The organism is Streptomyces sp. WAC07094, from assembly GCF_036320405.1.
Lineage (GTDB): Bacteria > Actinomycetota > Actinomycetes > Streptomycetales > Streptomycetaceae > Streptomyces > Streptomyces lannensis.
Genome location: NZ_JAVMJZ010000001.1, coordinates 112,943 through 136,441 on the forward strand (window position 1 = coordinate 112,943; position 23,499 = coordinate 136,441).

The 23,499-nt window shown below is 69.2% G+C and carries 24 protein-coding genes and 1 pseudogene; 13 read left to right on the forward strand and 12 right to left on the reverse strand.

Annotated elements, in window-relative coordinates; genetic code table 11:
* The first annotated feature begins 163 nt into the window (after positions 1–163).
* Positions 164–829: an HD domain-containing protein gene (locus RCR19_RS00545; protein WP_331263180.1), complete on the forward strand. Its 666-nt coding sequence runs from the start codon at positions 164–166 to the stop codon at positions 827–829.
* Positions 830–970: 141 nt separating this feature from the next.
* Here RCR19_RS00545 and RCR19_RS00550 read toward each other — a convergent pair whose 3' ends face one another.
* From RCR19_RS00550 to RCR19_RS00565, 4 genes are all read right to left on the reverse strand, one after another.
* Positions 971–1,468, reverse strand: coding sequence for a hypothetical protein (locus RCR19_RS00550; RefSeq protein WP_331263181.1), 498 nt, complete (start codon positions 1,466–1,468; stop codon positions 971–973).
* A 197-nt stretch (positions 1,469–1,665) separates the two neighbouring features.
* On the reverse strand, positions 1,666–2,094 hold the full coding sequence (locus tag RCR19_RS00555) for an ATP-binding protein (protein WP_331263182.1): 429 nt from the start codon (positions 2,092–2,094) through the stop codon (positions 1,666–1,668).
* 497 nt (positions 2,095–2,591) lie between these two features.
* Positions 2,592–3,380, reverse strand: coding sequence for a zf-HC2 domain-containing protein (locus RCR19_RS00560; protein ID WP_331263183.1), 789 nt, complete (start codon positions 3,378–3,380; stop codon positions 2,592–2,594).
* 25 nt (positions 3,381–3,405) lie between these two features.
* Positions 3,406–4,008 carry a sigma-70 family RNA polymerase sigma factor gene (locus RCR19_RS00565; protein ID WP_331263184.1) on the reverse strand — a complete coding sequence of 201 codons (603 nt, stop codon included), beginning with the start codon at positions 4,006–4,008 and terminating at the stop codon, positions 3,406–3,408.
* Between the two features lie 484 nt (positions 4,009–4,492).
* Here RCR19_RS00565 and RCR19_RS00570 point away from each other — a divergent pair, with 484 nt between their 5' ends.
* The 4 genes from RCR19_RS00570 to RCR19_RS00585 all read left to right on the forward strand — a co-directional run bounded on the left by RCR19_RS00570 (position 4,493) and on the right by RCR19_RS00585 (position 6,892).
* The gene (locus RCR19_RS00570; protein ID WP_331263185.1) at positions 4,493–5,023 is read left to right on the forward strand and encodes a plastocyanin/azurin family copper-binding protein; all 531 of its coding nucleotides are present in this window, start codon (positions 4,493–4,495) and stop codon (positions 5,021–5,023) included.
* Entirely contained in the window at positions 5,023–6,006 is a 984-nt protein-coding gene (locus RCR19_RS00575) for a metallophosphoesterase (protein ID WP_331263186.1), read from the forward strand. Before RCR19_RS00570 ends, RCR19_RS00575 begins: the two co-directional genes overlap by 1 nt.
* Positions 6,003–6,458 carry a hypothetical protein gene (locus tag RCR19_RS00580; RefSeq protein WP_331263187.1) on the forward strand — a complete coding sequence of 152 codons (456 nt, stop codon included), beginning with the start codon at positions 6,003–6,005 and terminating at the stop codon, positions 6,456–6,458. The genes RCR19_RS00575 and RCR19_RS00580 overlap by 4 nt, the downstream gene beginning before the upstream one ends.
* A 146-nt stretch (positions 6,459–6,604) precedes the next feature.
* Entirely contained in the window at positions 6,605–6,892 is a 288-nt protein-coding gene (locus tag RCR19_RS00585) for a hypothetical protein (RefSeq protein ID WP_331263188.1), read from the forward strand.
* A 105-nt stretch (positions 6,893–6,997) separates the two neighbouring features.
* Here the strand turns inward: RCR19_RS00585 and RCR19_RS00590 are convergent, their stop codons facing one another.
* Positions 6,998–8,047 carry an aldo/keto reductase gene (locus RCR19_RS00590; protein WP_331263189.1) on the reverse strand — a complete coding sequence of 350 codons (1,050 nt, stop codon included), beginning with the start codon at positions 8,045–8,047 and terminating at the stop codon, positions 6,998–7,000.
* Between the two features lie 120 nt (positions 8,048–8,167).
* Here RCR19_RS00590 and RCR19_RS00595 point away from each other — a divergent pair, with 120 nt between their 5' ends.
* The 4 genes from RCR19_RS00595 (at position 8,168) to RCR19_RS00610 (ending at position 12,511) form a co-directional block, all read left to right on the forward strand.
* A complete protein-coding gene (locus RCR19_RS00595) occupies positions 8,168–8,719 on the forward strand; it encodes a TetR/AcrR family transcriptional regulator (RefSeq protein WP_331263190.1) in 552 nt (183 codons plus the stop codon).
* Between the two features lie 194 nt (positions 8,720–8,913).
* A complete protein-coding gene (locus RCR19_RS00600) occupies positions 8,914–11,139 on the forward strand; it encodes a xanthine dehydrogenase family protein molybdopterin-binding subunit (protein ID WP_331263191.1) in 2,226 nt (741 codons plus the stop codon).
* Positions 11,136–12,035 carry an FAD binding domain-containing protein gene (locus RCR19_RS00605; RefSeq protein WP_331263192.1) on the forward strand — a complete coding sequence of 300 codons (900 nt, stop codon included), beginning with the start codon at positions 11,136–11,138 and terminating at the stop codon, positions 12,033–12,035. The genes RCR19_RS00600 and RCR19_RS00605 overlap by 4 nt, the downstream gene beginning before the upstream one ends.
* Positions 12,032–12,511, forward strand: a complete 480-nt coding sequence (locus tag RCR19_RS00610) for a (2Fe-2S)-binding protein (RefSeq protein WP_331263193.1) — start codon at positions 12,032–12,034, stop codon at positions 12,509–12,511. The genes RCR19_RS00605 and RCR19_RS00610 overlap by 4 nt, the downstream gene beginning before the upstream one ends.
* A gap of 100 nt (positions 12,512–12,611) precedes the next feature.
* Here RCR19_RS00610 and RCR19_RS00615 read toward each other — a convergent pair whose 3' ends face one another.
* The 4 genes from RCR19_RS00615 to RCR19_RS00630 all read right to left on the reverse strand — a co-directional run bounded on the left by RCR19_RS00615 (position 12,612) and on the right by RCR19_RS00630 (position 17,627).
* Positions 12,612–14,819 (reverse strand): xanthine dehydrogenase family protein molybdopterin-binding subunit, encoded by a 2,208-nt coding sequence (locus RCR19_RS00615; protein WP_331263194.1) that lies wholly within the window; start codon positions 14,817–14,819, stop codon positions 12,612–12,614.
* Positions 14,816–15,805 (reverse strand): xanthine dehydrogenase family protein subunit M, encoded by a 990-nt coding sequence (locus RCR19_RS00620; RefSeq protein WP_331263195.1) that lies wholly within the window; start codon positions 15,803–15,805, stop codon positions 14,816–14,818. Before RCR19_RS00620 ends, RCR19_RS00615 begins: the two co-directional genes overlap by 4 nt.
* Entirely contained in the window at positions 15,792–16,322 is a 531-nt protein-coding gene (locus tag RCR19_RS00625) for a (2Fe-2S)-binding protein (protein WP_059132974.1), read from the reverse strand. Before RCR19_RS00625 ends, RCR19_RS00620 begins: the two co-directional genes overlap by 14 nt.
* 483 nt (positions 16,323–16,805) lie before the next feature.
* Positions 16,806–17,627: a LysR family transcriptional regulator gene (locus RCR19_RS00630; RefSeq protein WP_331263196.1), complete on the reverse strand. Its 822-nt coding sequence runs from the start codon at positions 17,625–17,627 to the stop codon at positions 16,806–16,808.
* Positions 17,628–17,787: 160 nt separating this feature from the next.
* On the opposite strand from RCR19_RS00630, the gene RCR19_RS00635 reads away from it, so the two are divergent.
* The 4 genes from RCR19_RS00635 (at position 17,788) to RCR19_RS00650 (ending at position 21,864) form a co-directional block, all read left to right on the forward strand.
* Positions 17,788–18,276: a nuclear transport factor 2 family protein gene (locus RCR19_RS00635; RefSeq protein WP_331263197.1), complete on the forward strand. Its 489-nt coding sequence runs from the start codon at positions 17,788–17,790 to the stop codon at positions 18,274–18,276.
* Positions 18,276–19,199 (forward strand): NADP-dependent oxidoreductase, encoded by a 924-nt coding sequence (locus tag RCR19_RS00640; RefSeq protein ID WP_331263198.1) that lies wholly within the window; start codon positions 18,276–18,278, stop codon positions 19,197–19,199. The genes RCR19_RS00635 and RCR19_RS00640 overlap by 1 nt, the downstream gene beginning before the upstream one ends.
* 397 nt (positions 19,200–19,596) lie before the next feature.
* Positions 19,597–21,105 carry a CoA-acylating methylmalonate-semialdehyde dehydrogenase gene (locus tag RCR19_RS00645; RefSeq protein ID WP_331263199.1) on the forward strand — a complete coding sequence of 503 codons (1,509 nt, stop codon included), beginning with the start codon at positions 19,597–19,599 and terminating at the stop codon, positions 21,103–21,105.
* 213 nt (positions 21,106–21,318) lie between these two features.
* Entirely contained in the window at positions 21,319–21,864 is a 546-nt protein-coding gene (locus tag RCR19_RS00650; RefSeq protein WP_331263200.1) for a hypothetical protein, read from the forward strand.
* A gap of 275 nt (positions 21,865–22,139) precedes the next feature.
* Here the strand turns inward: RCR19_RS00650 and RCR19_RS00655 are convergent.
* The 3 genes and pseudogenes from RCR19_RS00655 to RCR19_RS00665 all read right to left on the reverse strand — a co-directional run.
* Positions 22,140–22,313: pseudogene (locus RCR19_RS00655) on the reverse strand (transposase); the annotation flags it as partial.
* A 69-nt stretch (positions 22,314–22,382) separates the two neighbouring features.
* A complete protein-coding gene (locus tag RCR19_RS00660; RefSeq protein WP_331263201.1) occupies positions 22,383–22,787 on the reverse strand; it encodes a nuclear transport factor 2 family protein in 405 nt (134 codons plus the stop codon).
* Positions 22,788–22,928: 141 nt separating this feature from the next.
* Positions 22,929–23,255, reverse strand: coding sequence for a hypothetical protein (locus tag RCR19_RS00665; protein ID WP_331263202.1), 327 nt, complete (start codon positions 23,253–23,255; stop codon positions 22,929–22,931).
* Positions 23,256–23,499: the final 244 nt, after the last annotated feature.

Sequence of the window (23,499 nt, forward strand, 5' to 3'; positions counted from 1 at the left end):
AGGCCCGCGCTCGCCTGAATCCCGTCTGCGCGGTGAGGCGACCGGACAACTGCGCTCAGCCTTGCGACGCTGTCCACACCGTGGCGCACTCCCCACTGCCACCACATCGACGCCACGCGACCTCGGCCGACGAGGCAGCACGTTACGAGAGGAAGACCAACCCGTGCGCGACCAACGACCGACGAACGGCGCCGAGCCCGCAGTGGCCGGCATTGCCCTCGGTGACGTTCCAGTCCCGGACACGGCGGCCTCGAGAGCCGCCTTGCAGGTGGCGTCCGACTACCACTCCCCCGCGCTGCTCAACCATTCCGTGCGGTCCTACATCTGGGCGGCGGCCCGTGCCACGGCCCAGAGGATCGAGGTCGATTACGAGTTGCTGTATGTGGCCGCTCTGCTTCACGACATCGGTCTGGTACGGGAATTCGACAGTCACACGGTTCCGTTCGAGGTGGCCGGCAGCCATGTGGCCCGGGTGTTCTCTGCCGGCGCCGGGTGGCCGGCAGAACGACGCCGGCGACTGGCAGAGGTCATCATTCGACACATGTGGCCCGATGTCGACGTGTCCATGGATCCCGAAGGGCACGTACTGTGCAGGGCGACGGCCATGGAGATCGTCGGCAGGTACGCCGACGACTTCGCGCCCGAATTCAGGGCCGAGGTCCTCGAACACCATCCCCGACTCGGGCTCGCCACACAGTTCCTGACGTGTTTCCAGGACCAGGCTGCCCGCAAGCCCGACAGCTCCGCCGCGGGCGCCGTACGGGCCGCCCTGGAGACGAGGATGGCCGACAACCCACTGGACGCCCCCGAGCACCACGGAGATTCATAGCGACATTCGGGTCGCGGCAGCCCCCAGCCGGTGCTACGTGCTCTTGCTGGTTCAACAGCCGCCCGAGACCAGTCGAGTTGGCCGAATGGCACCCCGCTGCTGACCGACCACTGCCCCGGCTCCTACCCTCCTCCGAGCCGGTCAGGTGCCGGGACACCCGGCGGCGGTCCACGCGGTGTATTCCTGGCGAACGTAGCTTCGGTGGTTGAAGTCGGGCCCGATCGCGTCCGGCTGATTCGGGCCGGCCACCAGGTGAGGATGCAGACGATCGTGCAGCACGAGTTGTTCGCCGGTTTGTACGGCGGCGCCGACCGGCCCGGGACTCGGGTCGTTCAGGGCCATTCGGTCCATGAGCGCGGCCCGGCGCAGCAGCCAGGCGCGCTCGACGACGGTTGCGTCGGCCGGTGGCCCGGTGACGCTCCTCGCCTGGCGGCCGTCGCGTTCAGCCCCGAGCGCGAGCACCTGGTGCAGCTCGCGGCGCAGGTCGGGGGCGTTCTCGTACGTCTGGTGCGGGGACGGAGTGCTGGTGTCCGCGGCGACCGCAGCCGGCACGTCGGCGCCGCAACGTCTGCACAGCACCTTGCTGTGGTCACGGCCGCCTTGTTCTGTGTCCCCCCGGACCGGGGTTCGTGCGGACACCACACCCCGGCCGGCACAGCCGTCGATGGGACATGGCTTGTGGGTCGATGGCGCGCATTCGGTGGCGTCGTCGGCTGCCCTCACGGGGATGTGTACGGATCCCTGGGCGTCGCCCTGTCCGGAAGTCGATGGCCACCGCAGTGACGCGGTGCCGGCCCGCGCAGGGGTGTGCCGACCGTGCGGAAGTCCGAGGCAGATCATGCCGAGCACCGCAGACGGGCCCGCACTTCACGGCCGCCGCGCGTCTGGCAGATCTCGGTCGACTGCGCGAGGCAGCTGACGATGCCCGTACCGCGGCCGTGTTCGTCCGGGGCGATGTGGGGGTGTGAATGCTCGACAGCCGTTCCGGAGTCACTGACCACGATGAGCAGCATGCAGTCTTCGAGAACGAGCAGCAGGGTCATGCGCTCTCGGCCGTACTGCGCTGCGTTGGCGGTGAGTTCGTCGATGATGAGAACGGCGGAGTCCCGTTCCCTCTCGGGCACGCTCCAGCTCTGCAGCAACTCGGCAGCGAAGTGACGGGCGACGGAGACGTGTGCCTCATGCGCGGGCAGGCTGAGCGTCGCCTGGCGTCGGCAAGGCTCGGGGAGTGGTGGGCTCGGGCAGGGGGGATCGGTCACAAGCATGATCGTCTGGCTCTTCTGTGAAGTGGCGGAGACCGGGACTCAGGGGGCCGCCGTGTACATGAAGGGGCGGCCGGAATGCCGGGTCCTGCGTAGGAGCGCTCATCGAGTTTCACGTCGTCGCACGCCGATCGGTTCAGGCTTTTCATCCCTTTTTTCCGAGTTCTTCGCGACGTCGGATTCCGCACCCGTGGTGAGGTACGCCGATGCGGATCTGCCGAAGTCCGGTACCGAACTCGGTGAGTGGACGCGCTCGTCGGAGCTCTGAGAGGACAACAGCCCGGTAGCGGGAGCACCGGCGTTCCCGAACCGGTCCCGGACATGTGCAGCACGGTGGTGCGAACGACCGTGCCGCGATGCACCTGACGCCGAGCCCTGATCGGCTCGCGTGCGCACCGTCGACGCGATGGGCGCGCACGCCGTCTCGCGGAAACCGGTCGTAAGCACATGCAAGGTCGTACGCATGCACCAATGCGCCCGCCGGGCGTATCCCCACGACCTCACGCCTGCATGGTGACCAACTTCTGACCGTTGCCCGCAACGATCTCGAAGTGCCCGATGGCGTCCGGAGCCATGGGGGCGGATCCCGGAATGGTGGCAGTGGAGGGATAGGAGCCTGCACGCCAGGTTGCAGCCTCCGCCGTTGCCCCACCGGTCCCGACGACCTTCAGCCGGCAGGTGATTCCGGCGGGCGCCCCCTTGGCGGAGACCTGCAGAGTGCTGCCCCAGGCGGAGGGTGAGACCTTCACCGTGGCGGAGACGCCGGTCGTGGGGTCGTGCCCGGTGAAGGTCCGCAGCGGGGCCGGCACGGTCGGGCCGGGCGGTGTCGCCTCACTGCTCACGGATCCGATGGCCGCCAGCCATGTGCCGCCGAGCGCCGCAGCCAAGAACAGCAGGGAGGCGGCGGCACCGGCCAGTTGCAGACGCCAGGTCTTGCGCCGCCGGGCGGCGGCCTGCCGGAGCAACTTGTCCAGCAGGCCGCCTTCGGAGGTGTGCGGCGTTGCGGCGGAGTCGGACCGCACGGCCGGAGCGGCCTCGGCGCCCTCAACTGCCCGCGCCACAAGCCGATCAGCAAGGTCACCGTCGGCGGCGGGAACCGTCTCGCCCGTGACCTCCGATTCGGTCACCATCGAGAGCAGCGCCGGCAATCCCGCCATCTGCGCGTGTTCCGCCCGGCACTCGTCGCATTCCGCGAGATGGGCGCTCACCTGCTCCATCTCCGCCGGAGGCAGCGCACCGAGAACATATCCACCCAGCGCCAGCCTGAGGCTGTCGTGGTCCTGGCTCATGGTCGGCACCTCCTCCAGGCCACCGTCATGGCTCGATGCCGCGTTCCTGGAGCGCAAGCCGGAGGGCGTGCAGGGCGTAGTACGACCGCGACTTCACTGTGCCCACCGGAACACCCAGCACCCGTGCGGCCTCTGCCATGGTCCGGCCTCGGTAGTACGTCTCCAGAAGAACCGCGCGATGGTCCGGGGACAACGTACGAACCGCCTCCGCCACGGCCCAGCTCTGCAGCGCCTGCTCGATCTGGTCCTCGCCCGGTGTCTGCTGGGCGGCCCGCTCCAACGCCTCGCCGCCCTCCTCGGCGACCCTGGCCCGCCGGGCCCGATGAGCGTCGATGACCAGGCGCCGGGCGACCGTGCACAACCACGCCCGAGCCGGGCCGCGTTCGGGCTCGAAAGCTGCGGGATGCTGCCACGCCCGGAGCAACGTCTCCTGTACGACGTCCTCTGCCCATTGCCAGTCTCCCGAGGTGAGTCGCAACACGTAGTGGAACAGTGGCCGGGCGTGCTCGGCGTACAGAGCGCGGAGCAGTTCCTCGTCCGCGGTCGAAAGGTTCCCTTTACCGGAGACACGTTTCGCGGAGCGATCCGGATCGGTTGTCGGGCTATGCCTTCGCGAACCCCATGGCATACGCCGATCATCGCTCACATTGACCGATTTGTCAGGATACACACCGTTACGCACCGGGCACGTCGGGTGGCACGGGCCACGGCTCTCGCCCAGGCCGAAAGGCCACCCACGTCAGGGCTGCGGGCACGGCACACGCCCGGGGACCCAGTCGTCCTCGGTGACCACAAAAGAAACCCGGAAAATGTGCGCGCCCGTCGAACCGCGCGACACTCGCCGTCCGTGAAGCCTGACAAGAACGGTCATACGCGACATCGCTCCGCCCTGTTTGACCCGGAGCCGGCAGAAGTGACCGCCACTCGGAACCGGCATGCACGGAACACCGGCCATGCCCACCCGTATGCCTTACAGCCGAGCACGTCGGGGTCGCGCACCCACGCTCGACCGCGACTTGGCTCCCCCGCACACCCACTGCCCTCGACGGTCGCCTGCTGCCGACGGGCACGTGGCCCCGTCTCTGCTGCCCCATCCACAAGGAACCAGCACCATGCACCTGAACTTCCGTCCATCACGCCGCCGGACACGCGTTGCAGCCGCACTGGCGGTCGCCGCACTCGGCACCCTGGGGCTCTTGAGCGCGTGCGGCCAGTCGCCGCACCCCTCCTCCCACGCCGGCGACATCACCCCAGGCCCGGGCCAGAGCCAAACGGCCGGGACGGCCGGTGACGGCGAAACGGGCAACAAGGCGGGCACCGCTTCCAGCGTCCCGGCGATGCCTCACATGAGCATGCCTCCGAGTTCCCCTGACGCAAAAGCGCCCGCCACCGGAGACGCGGTGGCGATCAAGAACTTCACGTTCTCCCCGGCCAAGCTGAAAGTCACAGCCGGTACGACGGTGACCTGGACCAATCAGGACACCGACCCCCACACCGTGACCAGCGCCGGATCGGGTGGCCCGCTGCATTCGGCCGCCCTGACCACCCACGCAACCTACAGCTACACGTTCACCAAGCCAGGGACCTACGCCTACCTCTGCACCATCCATCCGTTCATGACCGCAATCGTGGAGGTGACCTGATGGCCGAGGACCGCAACAGCGACGAAACCCATGAGAGGTCCACGTCGGCACAGGGCATGTCCCGACGACAACTCATGCGGCACGCCGGATGGTTCGGGGGCGCCGTGGTCCTCACCGTGGCCAGCGGCGAGGTGATCAGCCACATGGCGGGCCCCAGGAGTGCCACGGCCGGGACCGCCGCAGGCGCCGCACCAGCCAGTGGCACCCTGCGATTCGTGCAGATCTCCGACAGCCACATCGGCTTCCAGGGCCCGGCGAACACGGATGTGACGGGTTCCTTCGCCGAAGCGATCAACCAGGTCAACTCCCTGGGGTTCCGGCCGGACTTCGTCATGCACAGCGGAGACCTGACCCACCTGTCAACGGCGGGGCAGTTCGACCAGGTCAGGCAGATGATGACCAGTCTGCGGACAGATCGCGTCTTCACCGTACCGGGCGAGCACGACTCCATCGGCGACGCCGGCCGCGCCTACCGCCGGATGTTCGCAGGCGGCACGCTCGGAGACGGCTGGTACAGCTTCGACACCCACGGTGTGCACTTCATCGCCCTGGTCAACACCCTGAGCCTGGAAAAGCTCGGTCACCTGGGCAACGACCAGATCGAATTCGTCCGCAGGGATCTTTCCGGGCTGTCGTCGGACACTCCCGTCGTGGTCTTCAGTCATATCCCGCTCTTCGCCATGTATCCGCGGTGGGGCTGGAGCACGGACGACGCTTTGAAGGTGATCGCACTGCTGCGCCGATTCGCCTCGGTCACCTGCCTCAACGGACACGTCCACCAGCTGTTCACCAAAGCGGAGGGCAACATCACCTTCCACTCGGCCACCACCACCGCCTACCCGCTGCCCGAACCAGGCCGGGCCCCCGCCCCCACCCCCCAGGTCGTCCCCGCCCGACAGCTCAAGGACGCGCTCGGCATCCGCACTGTCGGCTACCACCAGGGCGACCGAGAACTGGCCGTCATAGACCGGAGGCTCGCGTGAACACTCGCAGAATCCTCATCTGCACCCTGCGGTGGGCGACCTCCGCCACCCTCGCCGTGAGCGGGTACATCCACGCCCAGCTCTGGGGGGAGGAGTACCGCTCCCTCCCCGTCATCGGGCTCCTGTTCCTGTTCCAGGCAAGCGTCTCCTTCGCCTTCGCCGTCCTGCTGCTGATCGGAACACCGCCACTGGCGGTGAGGGTGGGCGCGGCCGGCGTCGCGGCCGGTGCGCTCGTGGGCTTCGTCGCCTCCCGCACCGTGGGCTTGTTCGGATTCACCGAACACGGTCTCCAGCCCGCCCCGCAGGCGCTGCTGAGCCTCCTGGCGGAAACGGCCACATTGCTGCTCCTCGCGGTCTGGCAGGCGACCCTGATCGCACACCAGCGAGCTGCCGGACCGCCCGCCAGAACACACGAATGGCGCCCTCCCGCCACCCGCACACCATCCAGCTGATCCACCACCACCGAGAAGCCGCTCCCCATCGGGGATCCGCCCTGAGGACACGACAGAGCAGGAGTGTTCGCGGCAACCAATCCCGCGCCGGCGGCGTGGTCCGCGCCGCAGGCGCCCTCCAGCACGTGAACGAAGGAACAACCCCCATGCCCCTGGAACCACGCCACGCAACCGCCGCGCCGGACTCACACCTGCGCGGACTCAGGGACGCCGTGCGCACCCTGCTCCGACTCGACGACGACACCGCCGTCGTCATCCGTCAACTCAACTGGACCACACCGGGCCACCACCGACAGGAGACCAGCATCTCCGCGCGGCGCATGGACGGCCGGGTCCGCCACTGGACACTCGACGGGCCGATCGACCAGATCACCGACAACGATCTGCGCGCCGCCCTGATCCCCCATCCGACTCCGCGGGCCATCGCCCGGTAGATGCGCGAGGCGGTGGAGGGCGGGAGGTGACGGTCGCGGACCAGGCGCCGATGCGGCATCAAGGTGCCGTAGGGCCGCTCGGCCCTCCACCGCTTCGACTGCGTGTCACTGGTTGGCGTAGCCGGGGATGCTCGCCTTGATGCGCTCGAGTTCGCGTGCGTCGGAGATGCCCTGGAGGTCGTAACGGGGGGTGTAGGGCGCTTCCAGGCGGCGGGCCTCGTCGCCGGTCAACTCCAGGTCGAGGGAGGCGACGGCGTCGTCGATCTGCTGGATCGTGCGTGCGCCGACGATGGGTGCGGCGACGACGGGATTGCTGCGCAGCCAGGCGAGGGCGACCTGGGCGCGGGTGACGCCGTGGGCCTCCGCGATCACGCCGACCTCGTCGAGGATGGCGCGGTCGCTGTCGGCGGTGGCCTTGCTGTAGAGCATGTCGGCGTAGGCGCCGTCGGTGGCGGCGCGCTCGGTGGCGTTCGCCTGGTCGGCGGCGCGGGCGAGGCGACCGCGCGCGAGCGGGCTCCACACCATCGTGGCGACACCCTCGTCGGCGCAGAGCGGAAGCATCTCGCGTTCCTCCTCGCGGGCGAGCAGGTTGTAGTGGTCCTGCATGGTGACGAACCGGGCCCAGCCATGGCGCTCCTGCAGATGGAGGACCCTGGCAAACTCCCAGGCATGCATGGAGGAGGCGCCGAGGTAACGGGCCTTACCGGACTTCACCACGTCGTGCAGCGCCTCCAGGGTTTCCTCCAGCGGGGTCTCGTTGTCGAGACGGTGGATCATGTAGACGTCGACGTGGTCGGTGCCGAGGCGGCGCAGACTCTCGTCGATCTCCGTCATGATCGCCTTGCGGGACAGGCCGCCGCCGTTGGGACCGGGGCGCATGGTGTGGCGCACCTTGGTGGTGATGACGACCTCGTCGCGGCGTGCGTAGTCCTTCAGAGCGCGACCGAGGATCTCCTCGCTGGAGCCGTAGGAGTACAGGTTGGCGGTGTCGAAGAAGTTGATCCCGGCCTCCAGGGCGTGCCGGATCAGCGGGCGGCTGGCCTCCTCGTCCAGGGACCAGACAGGGTGGCCGCGGTCGGGCTCGCCGTAGGTCATGGCGCCGATGGCGACCGGGGAGACGTCCAGGCCGGTACGGCCCAGCTTGATGTAACGCACGGGATGGCTCCTACAATGGGGGAGAACGATAAGCGGAGACCTCTCCGCTTGACCCCGGTGACATTAGCGGAGACCTCTCCGCTTCGCAACCGGTCGATCGCCCGTACGCCAGGAGGACCCATGCCCGACGCCGCGCCGCAGCGCTCGGACGCGCTGAAGAACCGCGAGGCGATCCTCCAGGTCGCCCACGACGCGCTCGCCGAGTCCGCGGACGCCTCGCTCAACTCGATCGCCAAGCGCGCAGGCGTCGGCCCGGGCACGCTCTATCGCCACTTCCCCACCCGCGAGGCGCTGATCCTGGAGGTCTACCGCCGCGACGTGGACCGACTCGTCGACTCCGTACCGGACGTCCTCGCCGGCCGTCCCCCGCTGGACGCACTGCGGCAGTGGTTCATCACCCTCGCCGCCTATGTGCGCCTCAAGCACGGCCTCGGCGAGGCACTGCACACCGCCGCGGCGCAGGAGGTCGTGGGGGCGACGTCCGCTTCCGTCACCGCCGCGGTCGGCCGGCTCCTCGACGCATGTGAACGCGCCGGGGAGGTACGCCCCGGCCTCGACCCGACCGACGTCATCATGCTTCTGAGTTGTCTGTGGCGGACCCCCGACAATCCCGTCGGCGCCGCCCAGGCCGACCGTCTGATGGAACTCGCGATCGCCGGTTTCCGGCCGTAGAGGAGCCGATCCGGGCGAGGCCGAGCGTGTCGTCCGGGCCCGGCATTCACCAGCACCGACGCGGCCACCTCGCCGCTCTTCCTCGCACCCCTCGATCCCGTGATCGGACAGACGGTCCGTCCGCTCGCGCATGACCGCCGCGCCAGGCGGTACTCGCAGGGTTCGGCGCCGCATCGATCGGGCTGGGAGGAGTCATGGCCGAACCGGGTACTCCGGACGGATCGGTGACACGCGTCGAGGACGGCCCCCTGGTTTCGGGGCGCGGATGCTTCGTGGCCGATCTGCGGGTGCCGGGGTGTACGGAAGCCGCGTTCGTACGCAGTGACACGGCGCACGGCCGGCTCCGGGCGGTGGACCTGGCCGCGTCACGGCAGGTACCCGGTGTGCTGGGAGCCTGGTGGGCGGGTGATCTCGAGGAGATCCCCCTCGTGCCGGTGTTGATGGAGCCGGATGTCGACGGCGGCCGTCCCTGGCCCGCCCTTGCCGTCGACCGGGTCAGGTATTCCGGTGAAGCGGTGGCCGTCGTCGTCGCCGAGGACAGGTACCTGGCCGAGGACGGTCGCGATGCGGCCCGAGTGACCCTCGACCCGCTGCCTGCCGTGCTCGACCCGCAGGTCGCCGCCCGGGACGAGGTCCTGCTGTACCCGGGACGGTCGAACGTGGCCAGGGAGACGAATCTCGGCGACCCGATCGACCCGGGTGTGTGGGAGCGTGCCGCAGTCGTCGTCGAGGCGACGTACCGGTACCCGCTGCTGTGCCACACCTCCATGGAGGCCCGCGCCATCCTGGTCAGGCCCGACACCGGCGGAGGCATCACCGTCTGGTGCTCCCACCAGGCGCCGCACCGCTTGCGTGGTGACCTGGCCGACGCCCTCGGCCTCGCAGCGGACAAGGTCCGCGTGGTGGTGCCGGATGTCGGCGGGGCGTTCGGCGGCAAGAGCGAGACCTGGCCGGAGTACCTGGCCGTGGCCTTGGCGGCGCTGCGCCTGGATCGCCCGGTGCGGTGGGTGGAGGACCGGAAGGAGGCGCTCACGGCGGGGCCGCGTGGTCGCGGCCAGAGCCAGTGGGTGCGGCTGGCCTCGGACGCCGGGGGCCACCTCCTCGCCCTGGAGATGCGGACCGACGCCGCCGTCGGCGGCTATCCGCACACCGGTTCGTTCCTCCCGGAGGTCACGGGGAGGATGGCCGCGGGTACCTACGCGATTCCTCAGGTGTGCGTACGGGCGCGAGCCGTGGTGACCACGACTCCCCCGCTGTGTCCCTATCGGGGAGCGGGCCGGCCCGAGGCCGCCTACGCGGTCGAGTGCACCGTCGACCTGATGGCCCGCCGCCTCGGCATGGACCCCGCTCAGCTGCGCCGTCTCAACTTCGTCCGGCCGGAGGCCTTCCCCTTCGACACACCCACCGGGTTCCGGTACGACAGCGGCGACTACGCGGCCGCCCTGGACCTGGCGCTCCGTACCGCCGGCTACGCGGACTGGCGCTCGGAACAGGCCGGCCGGCGTGCGCACGGCGGAACTCCGCTCGGACTGGGCATCTGCACGTACGTCGAGCGTTCCGGTGCGGGAGGCGAGTACGGGGCCGTCGAGGCGCACGTGGACGGCTCCTTCACGGCGACGTCCGGGTGCTGCTCGACCGGGCAGGGGCATGCCACGACGTTCGCCCAGGTGGTGGCAAACGAACTCGGGGTGGACCGCAGGAGGGTCCGCCTGATCGAAGCGGACACGGCAGTCGTACCGGACGGGGTGGGATCGTTCGCCTCCCGCTCGATGCAGAGCGGCGGCGAGGCTCTCCTACGGGCCGCGCGCGACCTGGTGGGCGAGGCTCGGGTGCGGGCGGCCGCCCGCGCCGGAGTGCGCGTCGACACGGCGTCCTTCGAACGGGGCGCCGTCCGGGCCAACGGCAGCACCTTCACCCTCGCGGAACTCGCGGCGGACGGTCCACTGCGCGCCGAAGCCAGGGCGGAGCCGCCACAGGCGTTCCCCTTCGGCGCCTATGTCGCGGTGGTCGAGGTGGACCCGGAACTCGGCACAGTGCACGTTGTACGGCTGGTCGCGGTCGACGACTACGGCACCGTCGTCAATCCGCTCGTCGTACGCGGGCAGACCTACGGATCGATCGCACAGGGACTGGGTCAGGCACTGTACGAAGCGGATGTCCACGACGAGGAGGGTGTGCCCCGGGCCGTCTCCCTCCTGGACTATCTGCTGCCGACCCTTTCGGAGATGCCGGAGGTGGCCATGGACGAGACCTGCACTCCCAATCCCAACACGCTGCTGGGCGCCAAGGGCGCGGGGGAGGCCGGCTGCATCGGCACGCCCCCGGCGGTCGTGAACGCGGTCGCCGACGCCCTGCGGATCGACCCGACAGCCCTGGCGATGCCGCTGACCCCTCGGGTGTGCTGGGAGGCGGGCCGGTGAAACCAGCGCCGTTCGACTATGTCGCGCCCGCCACCCGGCAGGAGGCGCTGGAGGCACTGGCCGTCGCGCCGGACGGGACGCGTGTACTGGCAGGCGGTCAGAGTCTGGTGCTCGAGATGAACCAGCGCGCCGCACGCCCGCGCCGACTGGTCGACATCAACAACATCGCCGACTTCGACCGACTCGAAGTGGACCGTGCCGAAGAGGACGGAGGGTGGCTGCGCGTGGGCGCTCTCGTGCGCCATCGCGCCTTCGAGCAGCCGGTGGAGAGCGGACCCCTGGGCCGGCTCCTCGCTCGCACCGCGCACTTCATCGCCCATCCGCCGGTCCGCTGCCGCGGCACCCTGCTCGGCAGCCTGGCGTACGCCCACCCCACCGGGGAATGGCCGACCCTGGCCGTCACCCTGGGCGCCGAACTTGTACTCGCGAGCGTCGACGGCACCCGCACCCTGGACGCCGAAAGCTTCCTCATCGGCCCCTTCACCACCGCACTTCGGCCGGGAGAACTGCTGGAGGAGGCCCGCTTCCCGCTGCTGCGACCGACAACGGGAACGGCGTTCGTGGAACTCCGGCGCACCGCCGCGAGCTTCGCCCACCTGTCCGCCGCCACCGCCCTGTCCGTCGAGGACGGCATCGTCGTCGACGTACGGCTCGGCATGGCCGGCATCGCCCCGCAGCCCGTCCGGGCCCGCGATGCCGAACATCGTCTGGTCGGACGGCCACCCACCGACTCGTTGATCGCCGAGGCGGCGACGGCGGCAGCGGCCGGTGTCACCGATCCCCCGCCCGACCCGCACTCGGGAAGCGCCTACCGGCGCCATGCGGCAACGGTGCTGGCCGAGCGCGCTCTGCTGAAGGCGCGCCAGGACATCAGCGAGGACATGGAGCGGCCATGAGGATCTCCCTGACTGTCAACGGCGAGAAGTTCCGTCTGGAGGTGGAGCCCCGCCGGACCCTGGCCGACGCGCTGCGCGAGGACTGCGGCCTGACCGGTACCCACCTCGGCTGTGAGCACGGCGTGTGCGGAGCCTGCACGGTACAGGTGGACGACAGCGCCGTACGCAGCTGCCTGATGTTCGCCGTTCAGTGCGACGGCCGGACCGTACGCACGGTGGAGGGCCTCTCTGCACCCGACGGCACCCCGCACCCCCTGCAGTCGGCCTTCACCGTGGAACACGCGCTGCAGTGCGGCTTCTGCACCCCCGGCTTCCTCATGCTTGCCGCGGCCGCCCTGGAAGAGGATCCGGCGGTCGCCGACGATCCGGATCGACTCCGTGAGCTGCTCACATCCAACTTGTGCCGTTGCACCGGCTACGAGTCGATCCGCCGTGCCGTGCGACGCGCGGCCCACATGCCCGGTCCGCCGGACTGACATCCGCCGGGCCACACGTCGGCCGCGCCCTTCCGTTCACTCTGACGGCTATTGGGCCGCTCTGAGGGCTGTTGGAACCACTCGACTGGAACCACGCGACTCAAAGGAGGGTGTCGAGGGTGATCGGCAGCGAACGGATCCGCTTTCCGGTCGCGTGGTAGACGGCGTTGGTGATCGCGGGTGCGATGCCGACCAGGCCCACCTCGCCCACGCCCTTGGTGCCCGTCGGCGTACCGCGGTCGGGTTCACCGACGAACACCACGTCCAACTCCGGCACATCGGCGTTCACCGCCACGAGGTAGTCCGCGAAGGTGCCGTTGGCGATGCGCCCGGTCCGCGGGTCGGTCACGGTGTCCTCCAGCAGAGCCATGCCGATCCCGCCCACCGTGCCGCCGATGATCTGGCTCCTGGCCGTCTTCTCGTTGAGGATGCGCCCGCCGTCGATCGCCGAGACCACCCGGGCGACACGGACAAGACCGAGGTCGGGGTCGACGCGCACCTCCACGAACTTCGCACCGTAGGCCCCGGCGAGGGACATGCCGATCTCCGTGGCGTCCGGAGGCGTGCTGCTACCGGTCGCCGACAGCTGAGGCATCCCGTGCCGGGCGAGAATGTCGACGTACGACTCCCCACGGTCAGGACAGCCCATGAGGTGGACCCGGCCGCCGCTGCACTCCACCTCGTGCGGGGAAATCCCCATCAGGGGCGAGTCGGCGTCGTTGCGTACGAGTTCCACGAACGAGCGCACGAGTCGTCGGCAGGCGTCGTGGACCGCGTTGCCGAGGGCGCCGGTCAGGCCGGAGCCTCCCGCCATCATCGAGTTGGGCATGTCCGAGTCGCCGAGGTCGAAGCGCACCTTCTCCAGGGGCAGGCCCAGTTCCTCGGCGGACAGCTGCGCCATCACCGTGTATGTGCCGGTGCCGATGTCGGTCGCCGCACTGCGCACGAAGGCACTGCCGTCCCGGTTGACGGTCGCCTCGGCCATGCAGGGCTGCGCGAAGTACGGGAACATCGCGCTCGCCATGCCGTATCCGACGAGCCAGTTGCCGTCACGCATGGACCGCGGTTCGGGGTTCCGGTCGGACCAGCCGAAGCGTCGCGCGCCGATCTCGTAGCACTCCAGGATCGCCTTGCCCGACCAGGGCAGCCCGTTACGGGGATCGACGTCGGTGTGGTTGCGCACCCGCAACTCCACCGGATCGATGCCCAGGGTGTAGGACAGTTCGTCGAGCGCCGACTCCAGTGCGAAGTTGCCCTGAGCTTCGGCCGGGGCGCGCATCGACGTGGGAACGGCGATGTTGAGCTTGGCCTGTTCGTCCCGGGTGATGACGTTCGGGCACTGGTAGGCGAAGGCGGTTCCGGACGAGAACGGCTCGAAGTCGTTGTCCTCCATGCTCAGCGAGCTGAGACTGCGGTGGTCGAGAGCGACCAGTTCGCCGTCGCGCCTGATGCCCACGCTGAGCCACTGCACTCCGCTCGGGCGGTGCCCGATGGAGGTGAACATCTGCGGCCGGGTGAGCACCAGTTTCACCGGACGCTTGGTCATCCGGGCGGCCATGGCGGTGAGGATGACATGCGGCCATGCGCGCAGACCGGCTCCGAAGCCGCCGCCCACATAAGGCACCAGGACCCGCACCGAACTCTCCGGGATGCCGAAGGCCATGGCCAGGGTGGTGCGCACCATCGACGGCCACTGGCTTGTGTCGTGGACGGTGAGGGTGTCGCCGTCCCACACGGCCAAAGTGGCGAACAACCCGAGCGGGTTGTTGGTGTTGTCCGCCGTCAAGTACGTGTTGTGCAAGGTTACTTCGGCGCTCTCCAGCGCGGCGGCGGCGTTGCCGCGCGAGTGGTCCATCCCCCACGGGTCGTGCAGGTGCTCGGCCCGTGGGTCCTGCAGGTCGAGCAGGGGCTCCGCGGCCTCGTAGTCGGCGCGCACCAGCCGTGCCGCGGCAGTGGCCTGCTCAGGTGTCTCGGCCACCACGAAGGCGATGTGCTGGCCGTGGTGGACGATCCGGTCGTTGCGCAGCGGGGCGGGCGGCGAGGCGCCGAGCACCGATGCCGGGCCCATCCCGACCTCCAAGGCGTTCTCGTGGGTGAGTACGGTGACCACGCCCGGGGAGTGTGCGGCCTCGTCGGTGTGCATACGGACGATCCGGCCGGCGGCGATGGTGCTCTGCACCAGGGTGCCGTAGGCCTGACCGGGAACGCTGAAGTCCATCGGGTACGGTGCTGCGCCCGTGACCTTGCGCGGGCCGTCGACCCTGCTGATGCCTTCGCCGATCAGCGGCCTGCTCTCGACCGTGCTCATGAGGTCACTCCTGACACTGTCTGCAGCTCGCGCACCAACGTGCGCCGGGCGAGCGGCACTTTGAACTCGGTGCCCGGCACCGTCCAGGCGTCGCGCATGGTCGCCTCGGCCGCGTCCAGGAAGGTGGCCGTCGTGACCGGCGCGCCGGTCAGCACGTGCTCGGCTTCATAGGCACGCCAGGGCTTGGACCCCACTCCACCGAGTCCCACCCGGGCCTGACGGATCGTGCCGCCGTCGATCACGAGCAGTACCGCGGCGGAGGTGAGGGCGAACTCGTACGAAACCCGGTCACGGACCTTCAGGTAGCCCGAGCGCGCGGTCGGTGGCGGCAGCGGGATCTCCACCTCCGTGATCAGCTCTGCGTGGTCCAGGACGTTCTCGTGCTCGGGGCTTTCGGCGGCGGTGATGTAGAACTCGGTCAGGGGCACGGTGCGCCGCTGTGTCGGCCCCTGGATGTGCACGAGCGCGTCCAGCGACACCAGGGCGACGGCGAGGTCGGAGGCGTGCAGTGCGATGCACCGCTCGCTCACGCCCAGCACGGCGTGCATGCGCGCCGCACCCATCACGGCCGCACAGCCCGAGCCCGGGGAACGCTTGTTGCACTCGGCGACGCCGGGGTCGCGGAAGTAGCGGCAGCGGGTGCGCTGCAGCAGATTGCCGCCGATGGTGGCCATGTTCCGCAACTGCACCGATGCCCCCAGCAGCAGGGATTCGCGCACCACGGGCAACCGCTCGGCCACGGTCGGCTCGGCCGCGAGTTCCTCCATGGTGGCCAGAGCCCCCACATGGAGGGACTCACCGCGCCGCTCGATGCCGTGCAGCGGAAGCCGGGTGATGTCGATCAGCCGCGGTGGCTCAAGGATCCCGTCCTTCATCAGATCCAGTTGCGTCGTGCCGCCCGCGAGGCAGGAGGCCGCCGGGTCGTCGGCCAGCAGCCGCACCGCTTCCTGAGTGTCGGTGGCCCGAACGTAGTCAAAGGTGCGCATCGTGACCTCCCCCGGACGCCACCGCGCGTATCGCGGCCACGATGTTGGGGTACGCGCCACAGCGGCAGATGTTGCCGCTCATGTACTCCCGGATCTCCTCGTCGGAACCGGCCCGGCCCTCGGCCATCAGCGCCACCGCGGACATGATCTGTCCCGGGGTGCAGAAGCCGCACTGGAAGCCGTCGTGCTCCATGAACGCCCGCTGCACCGGGTGCGGCCCGTCGGCGCCGGTCAGTCCCTCGATGGTGGTGATCTCCCGGCCCTCGGCCTGGGCGGCGAGAGTCAGACACGACAGCACTCGTCTGCCGTCGAGATGGACCGTGCACGCACCGCAGGCGCCCTGGTCGCACCCCTTCTTGGTGCCGACCAGACCCAGTCGGTCCCGGAGGGCGTCAAGCAGGGTCACTCGGGTGTCCAGACGCAGGGTGTAAGTCCGTCCGTTCACATCGAGCGTCACGACCCGCTCGTTGACAGTGGAGCGGCTGTCCACGTCCCGTTCGCTCGCCACGTCTCTCATCGCGTCCTCCTCCGGACGGGCCACATATGACTCACGCCCCTCCTGAGGGCGGAAACGGTGAGTTCATTCGACCGCCGCGGGATAATTAGTGCATTTCATCACCATATAGTCCGAATGAGTGCTCGGCATGCAGTCCAGCCGGGGGTCGCACGGCGTCGCGAGGGTGACCTCGACGGAGATCCGGGGCGTCGCGGCGCCACCGCGCAGAGGGCACGGTACGGACAGTGGTCAACGGGCCCGGATGGGTGACGTACGGCAAGCCGTGCGCGCCCTGCGCCGCGGCCGAACAGAGCCCTCGATGGGCAGTACGGCACACTCCCGATTTCGACCGGGGCCGTACTCCGACGGGGGCTGCACCGGGAACACCCGCGGCAACCCCGCAGCCTCACATGAGTGCCGCCTGCCGGTCACAGTGAACGCATGGCCACGCGAAACGATGGTCGGTGCTCATGCCCGAGCACGCCCTCGGCCGCCTCGCGCGGATCAGGCTGTCGCTGCCGGGCCCCGCGCATGGCCGGCCATGACGCTCTGCGCGGCCCGGACGAAGGCGGTGACCTCCGGCCGCGTGGCGTCCTTCAGCCGGCCCAGAGCCAGGGTTGTGCCGGGCAGATCCGTCACCGGGACGGCCCTCACTCCGGGCGTCAGCCGCTCGCCGACACCGGAACCCACGACGGTGATCAGACGTCCGAGGGTGACCCTGTCGAGGATTTCGTCCAGCCCCATCGGCGGGCAGGGATCCTGATACATCGGATCCCGGCGAAGGTCCGCGACCGTCACCGCCGTCTGCCGCGTCAGGTCGTGTTCGCGCGGCAGCAACGCCATCGGACGCTCCTCCGTGACCACGGTGGTCCGCAGTTCCGTGAGATCGTCGCTGCCGATGCACAGCAGTGCGACATCGGCCGAACCGTCGCGCAGAGCCTTGGTCCCGTCATGGGTGAAAACGAGCTCGAGTTCTGCGCTCTGGTACGAACGCAGCATCCGCGCAAGGAGCTCGGAGCCGGTTCCCGGTCGAACCGCGAGGACGAGCCGTGGCGGAAGGCTCGCCTGCTGCGTGCGACGTACGGCACCGTCCAGCCCCTCCAGCAGACGCCGGCATTCCTCCAGGAAGACGGAACCCGCCGAGGTGAGGGCGACCCGGCGACTGGTCCGCTGCAGAAGAGCGACCCCCATCCGGCGCTCCAGTCGCGAGATGGCCCGCGACAGCGGCGGCTGCGCGATGCCCAGCCGCTCGGCGGCCCGGGTGAAGTGCAGTTCCTCGGCCACGGCTACGAAATAGACGAGCTCCCGGGTCTCCAGCCGATCCATACCTTCAGAGTATCGCGGCATCTCACAACGATCATGGCTCGTCACGCCGACGACTGGTCCACTGGACGTCGCGACCGGTTCGAAATGGGTGCTCCACAGCGGCGGACCCGTCGACAGCCCCCCACCGGGTCCGCAAATGAGCCCTGAAGGAGCAGTACGAGTGAGTGACGAGCGCAAGATCCAAGAAGTCCTGGCCCGATACGTCCGCGCTACGGACCGCCGTGACGGCAAGGCGCAAGGGGCCTTGTTCACCGACGACGCGGTCGTGCAGATCCAGGTGAGGACAGGACGGGACTCCTACGAGCCGTTCGGCGACCCCTTGATCGGCGGGGCCGGCGTGGAGTACGCGGTGGAGAACCTGATGGCGCCGCACCCCGAGGGCGGCTCGAGCCATCACACCACCGCCGACCACATCATCGACGTGGACGGAGACAACGCCCGGATCAGCGCCCAGTTCGTCGTCTTCTCCGTGCAGGCCGCTGCCCGGCCCGCGGACGGCTGGCCGGAGGGCGTCTTCGGCGCCCAGGGCACTGTGCGGCCGATCGAGTCCGGCTACTACGAGACCGTACTGCGCCGCATCGGCGGCGAGTGGAGGATCGTGAGGCACGACGTTCTCATGGACATGCCGATCGCGGTTCCGGGTGCGTGATGAAGGCGATGGTCTACCGCCGTTACGGCGGTCCGGAAGTTCTCGAGCCCGCCGAACTGCCCGAACCGAAGACACACGTCGACACGGTCCTGGTACGGGTGAAAGCCGCCGCGCTCAATCCCGCGGACCTGGCCCTGCAGGCGGGAGCGCTCGACGACGCCCTCGACACGTACTTCCCCGTCATCCCCGGCTGGGACATCGCCGGCGTGGTGGAACGCCCGGGGCCGGCGACGCCGGAGTTCTCGGCGGGCAGCGAGGTCATCGGATACATCAGGGGGGATGTGCAGCGCACTCACGGCGGACTCGCCGAATTCGTCGCCGCGGATGTGCGCACTCTGGTCCGCAAACCCGGCACCATGAGTTTCACGCAGGCATCCGGTCTCCCACTCGCGGGTCTGACCGCGTATCAGGCCGTTGTACACGCCCTGAACGTCCAGCAGGGCGAAACCCTGCTTGTACACGGAGCGGCCGGTGGCGTCGGCTCCCTCGCCGTCCAGATCGCCTTGTCACGAGGTGCCCGAGTCATCGGAACCGCGTCGGAGCGAGATCACGAGTACCTGCGGGCGCTCGGAGCCGAGCCGGTCACCTACGGATGCGGTGTCGGCGACCACGTCCGCGAACTCGTCCCCAACGGCGCGGACGCGGTCCTGGACACGTACGGCCACGGCGTGCTCACCGCGGCGGCCCGGGCGGCGGCACATGGCGCACGTGTGGCGTCGATCGCCGACGCCGGCCTGACGGATGTCCTTCGGGTCTTCTGCCGTATGGACAACGCCGACCTCAGCGCGCTCGTGGAACTCGCGGAGGCGGACCGGCTGCACGTTCGGATCGGCGCCACATATCCGCTGGAGCGCGCAGCCGACGCACAACGCGCGCTGGCCGCCGGGGACGTCGCCGGCAAGATCGTCATCACCATCGGCTGACCTGCCCCCGCTGACGCTCACCAGGCGTCCGCGCGGCAATGCCCTCGCCGTACGGCATTGCACGTCGCAATAGCCCAGGAGGACCGCCGGCCTCCTGGGCCCGGCAGGAATTGTCCCGCCCGGCCGACCATCAGGTGCCCGCCCGCATGCCGACGGTGCCGGCGTTGGGCATGCGAGTGATCCGTGCCACGACAGTACGGGACCTGTCAGGGGCACTTCGGGCACCGCGCCTCTCATGGGCCTCGGCGGCGAGCCTGGAACCGTAGATTCCAACTCAGCAGTCCCGCTCGCGCGGCGTGGTCGCACTCGACCGTGGCTCACTGCGCCGGTCGCCCTTCCGGTCCGAGCCACTTCACGAATCCCGCAGCCCGCCGCCATCTTTTGAGGAGTTCCGGCGATGAAGACCGTCACCCACTGGATCGGTGGCAAGCCCTTCGGAGACGCTTCAGGCGCCACCGGGGCCTGGGGCCCTGTGACCGATCCCGCCACCGGAGAGGTCACCACGCACGTGGCGTTGGCCGGCGCGGACGAGGTCGACGCCGCAGTCGCCGCGGCAAAGACGGCCTACGCCACCTGGAGCACGTCCCCGCTCGCCCGGCGGATCGCGATCCTCTTCCGCTACCGGGCCCTGCTGGACGCGCGCCGTGACGACATCGCCGCGCTGATAACCGCCGAGCAGGGCAAGATCCACTCGGACGCACTCGCCGAGGTGGCCCGCGGCCTGGAGATCGTCGAACTGGCCTGCGGGCTCGGCACGGCGCTCAAGGGCGACACGTCCACCGAGGTGTCGAGCGGCACCGACGTGGCGTCCATCCGCCAGCCGCTCGGTGTGATCGTCGGCATCTCGCCGTTCAACTTCCCCGCGATGATCAGTATGTGGATGTTCCCCATGGCCATCGCCTGCGGGAACACCTTCGTCCACAAGCCGAGCGGGAAGGCGCCGTCCGCGTCCATGCTCCTCGCGGAACTCGCGGCCGAGGCGGGCGTGCCCCACGGTGTGCTCAACATCCTTCATGGCGACAAGTCCGCCGTGGACGCGCTGCTCGACCATCCGGACGTCGCCGCCGTGTCGTTCGTGGGCTCCACGCCGGTCGCCCGTCATGTCTACGGCAGGGCGTCCGCCGGTGGGAAGCGCGTCCAGGCCCTCGGCGGCGCGAAGAACCACATGCTGGTGCTGCCCGACGCCGACCTCGACGCGGCGGCCGAGGCCGCCGTGTCCGCAGCCTACGGCTCCGCCGGTCAGCGCTGCATGGCCGTCTCCGTGGTGGTCGCGGTCGGCTCGGCGGGTGACGCGCTGGTCTCGCGGATCGCCGAACGCGCCGCACAGGTCAAGATCGGGCCGGGCAACGACCCGACGTCCGAAATGGGCCCGCTGGTCACCAAGGAGCACCGCGACGAGGTCGCGGAGTACGTCGCCGGCGCCGCGGCCCAGGGGGCCGAAGTCGTGCTCGACGGCAGGGACTTCACCGTGGAGGGCCTGGAGAACGGGCACTGGATGGGAATTTCGCTCCTCGACAGGGTCCGCACGGACTCGGACGCCTATCGCAACGAGATCTTCGGTCCCGTCCTGTGCGTGCTCCGCGCGGAGACCTATGAGCAGGCCATGGAGATCATCAACGGTAGCCCGTACGGCAATGCCGGCGCGATCTTCACGCGCGACGGCGGCGCGGCGCGGCGGTTCCAGCTGGAAGTCGAGGTCGGCATGGTGGGTGTGAACGTGCCGATGCCGGTCCCTGTGGGCTACCACTCCTTCGGCGGCTGGAAGGACTCGGCCTTCGGCGACCACCGCATGTACGGCAGCGAAGCCGTGCACTTCTACACACGGGGCAAGGTCGTCACAAGCCGCTGGCCGGATCCGGCCGAGACGGCGACCGGTCCGGACTTGGGCTTCCCCACGTCCCGCTGAGACCGCGTTTGGTATCTGCAGCGATGCCGGCCACGCGGTGTACCACACGCGGAAGTCTGTCCTGGGGGCCAAGCCGTACCGTCCCGGCAGCGTTGCCCATGATGATCAGGCGTGAGAAGGTACCGCAGCCGGAGTCGCCGAGGGCCGCCCCCGACCCACCGCACTCACAGGTGGCCTCCACCCTCGCACGGCGGAAGGACAAGCCCGCTCACCATGGCCGAAACCCCCGACGGCGTCCCCGGGATAGCCAGTGAGGGCCACTTCGCGGCATTCGTCCGCAGATACCAACCCCTCGACCTGTTCGCCCGATTCCTCGGCAACCCGTTCGAGCTCCTGTGCGGCCAGGCCCAGTGCGCCCTCGAAGCGCACGATCCCGGGACCGTGCTGGAGCGACTGGTGATCACCGGCCGGCCGTATCCCCTCGCGGACACCCACCTCGACTGGGACGACCCGGTGCCGGAGAGCCGGTACATCATCACCCGGGTCGCCCTGTTCGCCCCCGTCACTCTCGGGGTGTGGACCCCCGCCGCCGGCACTCACGTCCTGCAGGGCGCACTGACCTGCGTCATAGCCAACCTCAACCAGCCCGAAGACGACCGCATGGTGCGGTCCTGGCTCGACCTGGACGAGCAAACCCCGAGCCGCCTCCTGAAGCCCGACAGTGACCTGCTCCGCAGCCGCCTGCTCAGCGTCGGCGAATGGCTCCCCACCGACTACCCGCACGGATCCCCCGAACGGGATGGCGGGAGCACGACCTGACGTGCCCTCCCAGAGTCAGGCTCGCGGCTCGGTCTGAAGCGGCCGACTCACCCTCTTCTCCAACCACCGGGTGAGCCACTGCGACCGGGCCGATCCCCGCCTCCCGCTGGGCCGGCAGTGCCACTGGCCACGTTCGAACAGCACCTCGAGCGGCCTCAGCTGAACCAATGGTTTCGGGCCGGGCGGGGCGGCGGGACGGAAGCGGGTGAGCCGGCGGACCATGAGGCCGATCATCGCCCAGCAGATCATGGTCTCCGATCGTGCCGGACGACGGCATGGAGGATCGCATCGACGATCCGCCGCCGCGGATGTTTTCCCCGCCGTCCGCCCTTTGACCCGACGCGCGCGGCGGGCAGCAACGGCTCCACCAAAGCCCACTGGCTGTCCGTCAGATCGGGCAGCCCCCACCAGTCACATCGGGCCCAACGATCGCCCGGATCCCAGGACACGAAAGATCTCAAACGCGGTTTGAGCCCAACAAGTCCATACGCGCAGCCGAGTCGAGTCCCCGTTCCGGGTCAGTCACGGGCGATGTTCCTGCCCGGCATCGGCTCAGCCAGCGCTCTGCGCCAGTCGGGCGCACCGAAGGCATCTGCGAAGTACTGAGTCTCGTGAACGACTTGCCCATGGGCGAATTCCATGACGCTGACCGAATAGGTGGGCACCCCGTCGTACGTGATGACGCACTCGCTGACCCACAGATCCCCGAAACCTACGATCCTGTGGACGGTGAAATGCCGGTCGGCGGGGTGCCCACCACGTTGCGCCGAGATCGTCGCGCGGCCCCGAAATCGTTCGCCTGACTGGGGGTAGTCGAGGATCGCGTCCTCGGCGTAGATGGCATGCTCGGATTCGATGTCCCCACGTTCCGACGCCCGCCAGTGTTCTTCGAGTGCGTCCCTGGTCCGGATGTCGGGATCCATCTTCTTCACCCTTCCACAGATGTCCGGACCACGACCCGAATCCGGGACCGTCTGGACCCTTCCGCGAGGCGCGCTCGGCCCTTTGAACGTCATCGGCAACGGAGAACAGCGTAGGACCGGCCAACACAATGAGGCGGCTCACTACACGCGGGCGGCGCAGCGGGTGAGATCTTCCGAGAGGAAGACGATGAATCGTCGCTGCGAGCCGGTGATCGTCGCCAGGTAGATTCGGGCTGTTCCTGCGGCACGGAGTCTGTCGACGGCTTCAGCCAGGCCGGGACGACGTATGACACCGGTGTGGAGCATGACCTCGTGTCGATGGGACCAGATGTCCCAGAGTTGGCGGGAGGAGGTGGTTTGACTCCCGAAGAACTGGAAGGCCGCGCCCGCCTGGAGTTCTGCCCGGGCTGCACGTGCAGAGGTGCTGTCGTCCTGGTCCAGTGCGGATTCCGGGTCGTCGCGGTTCATGCGGTCAGTCTGCCGGACCCATCCATTGGCGTCAGGCGGGTGCCGGTCAGGTCAGGGACAGCATTTGTCGGTGGGCCATCAGGCAGCAGGCGAGCTTGAGGAAGGCTTCGTGGATGTCGGCTCCTGCGCAGGACCTCTGCTGGAGGTGATGGAAAGTGTCATCGTCCTACAGTCGGGTTGGACGATGATGCGGCCTCTTGACCGAATCTGCTGCTGTGTGTGGGTGAGGAGGCCTTGCGGTGCA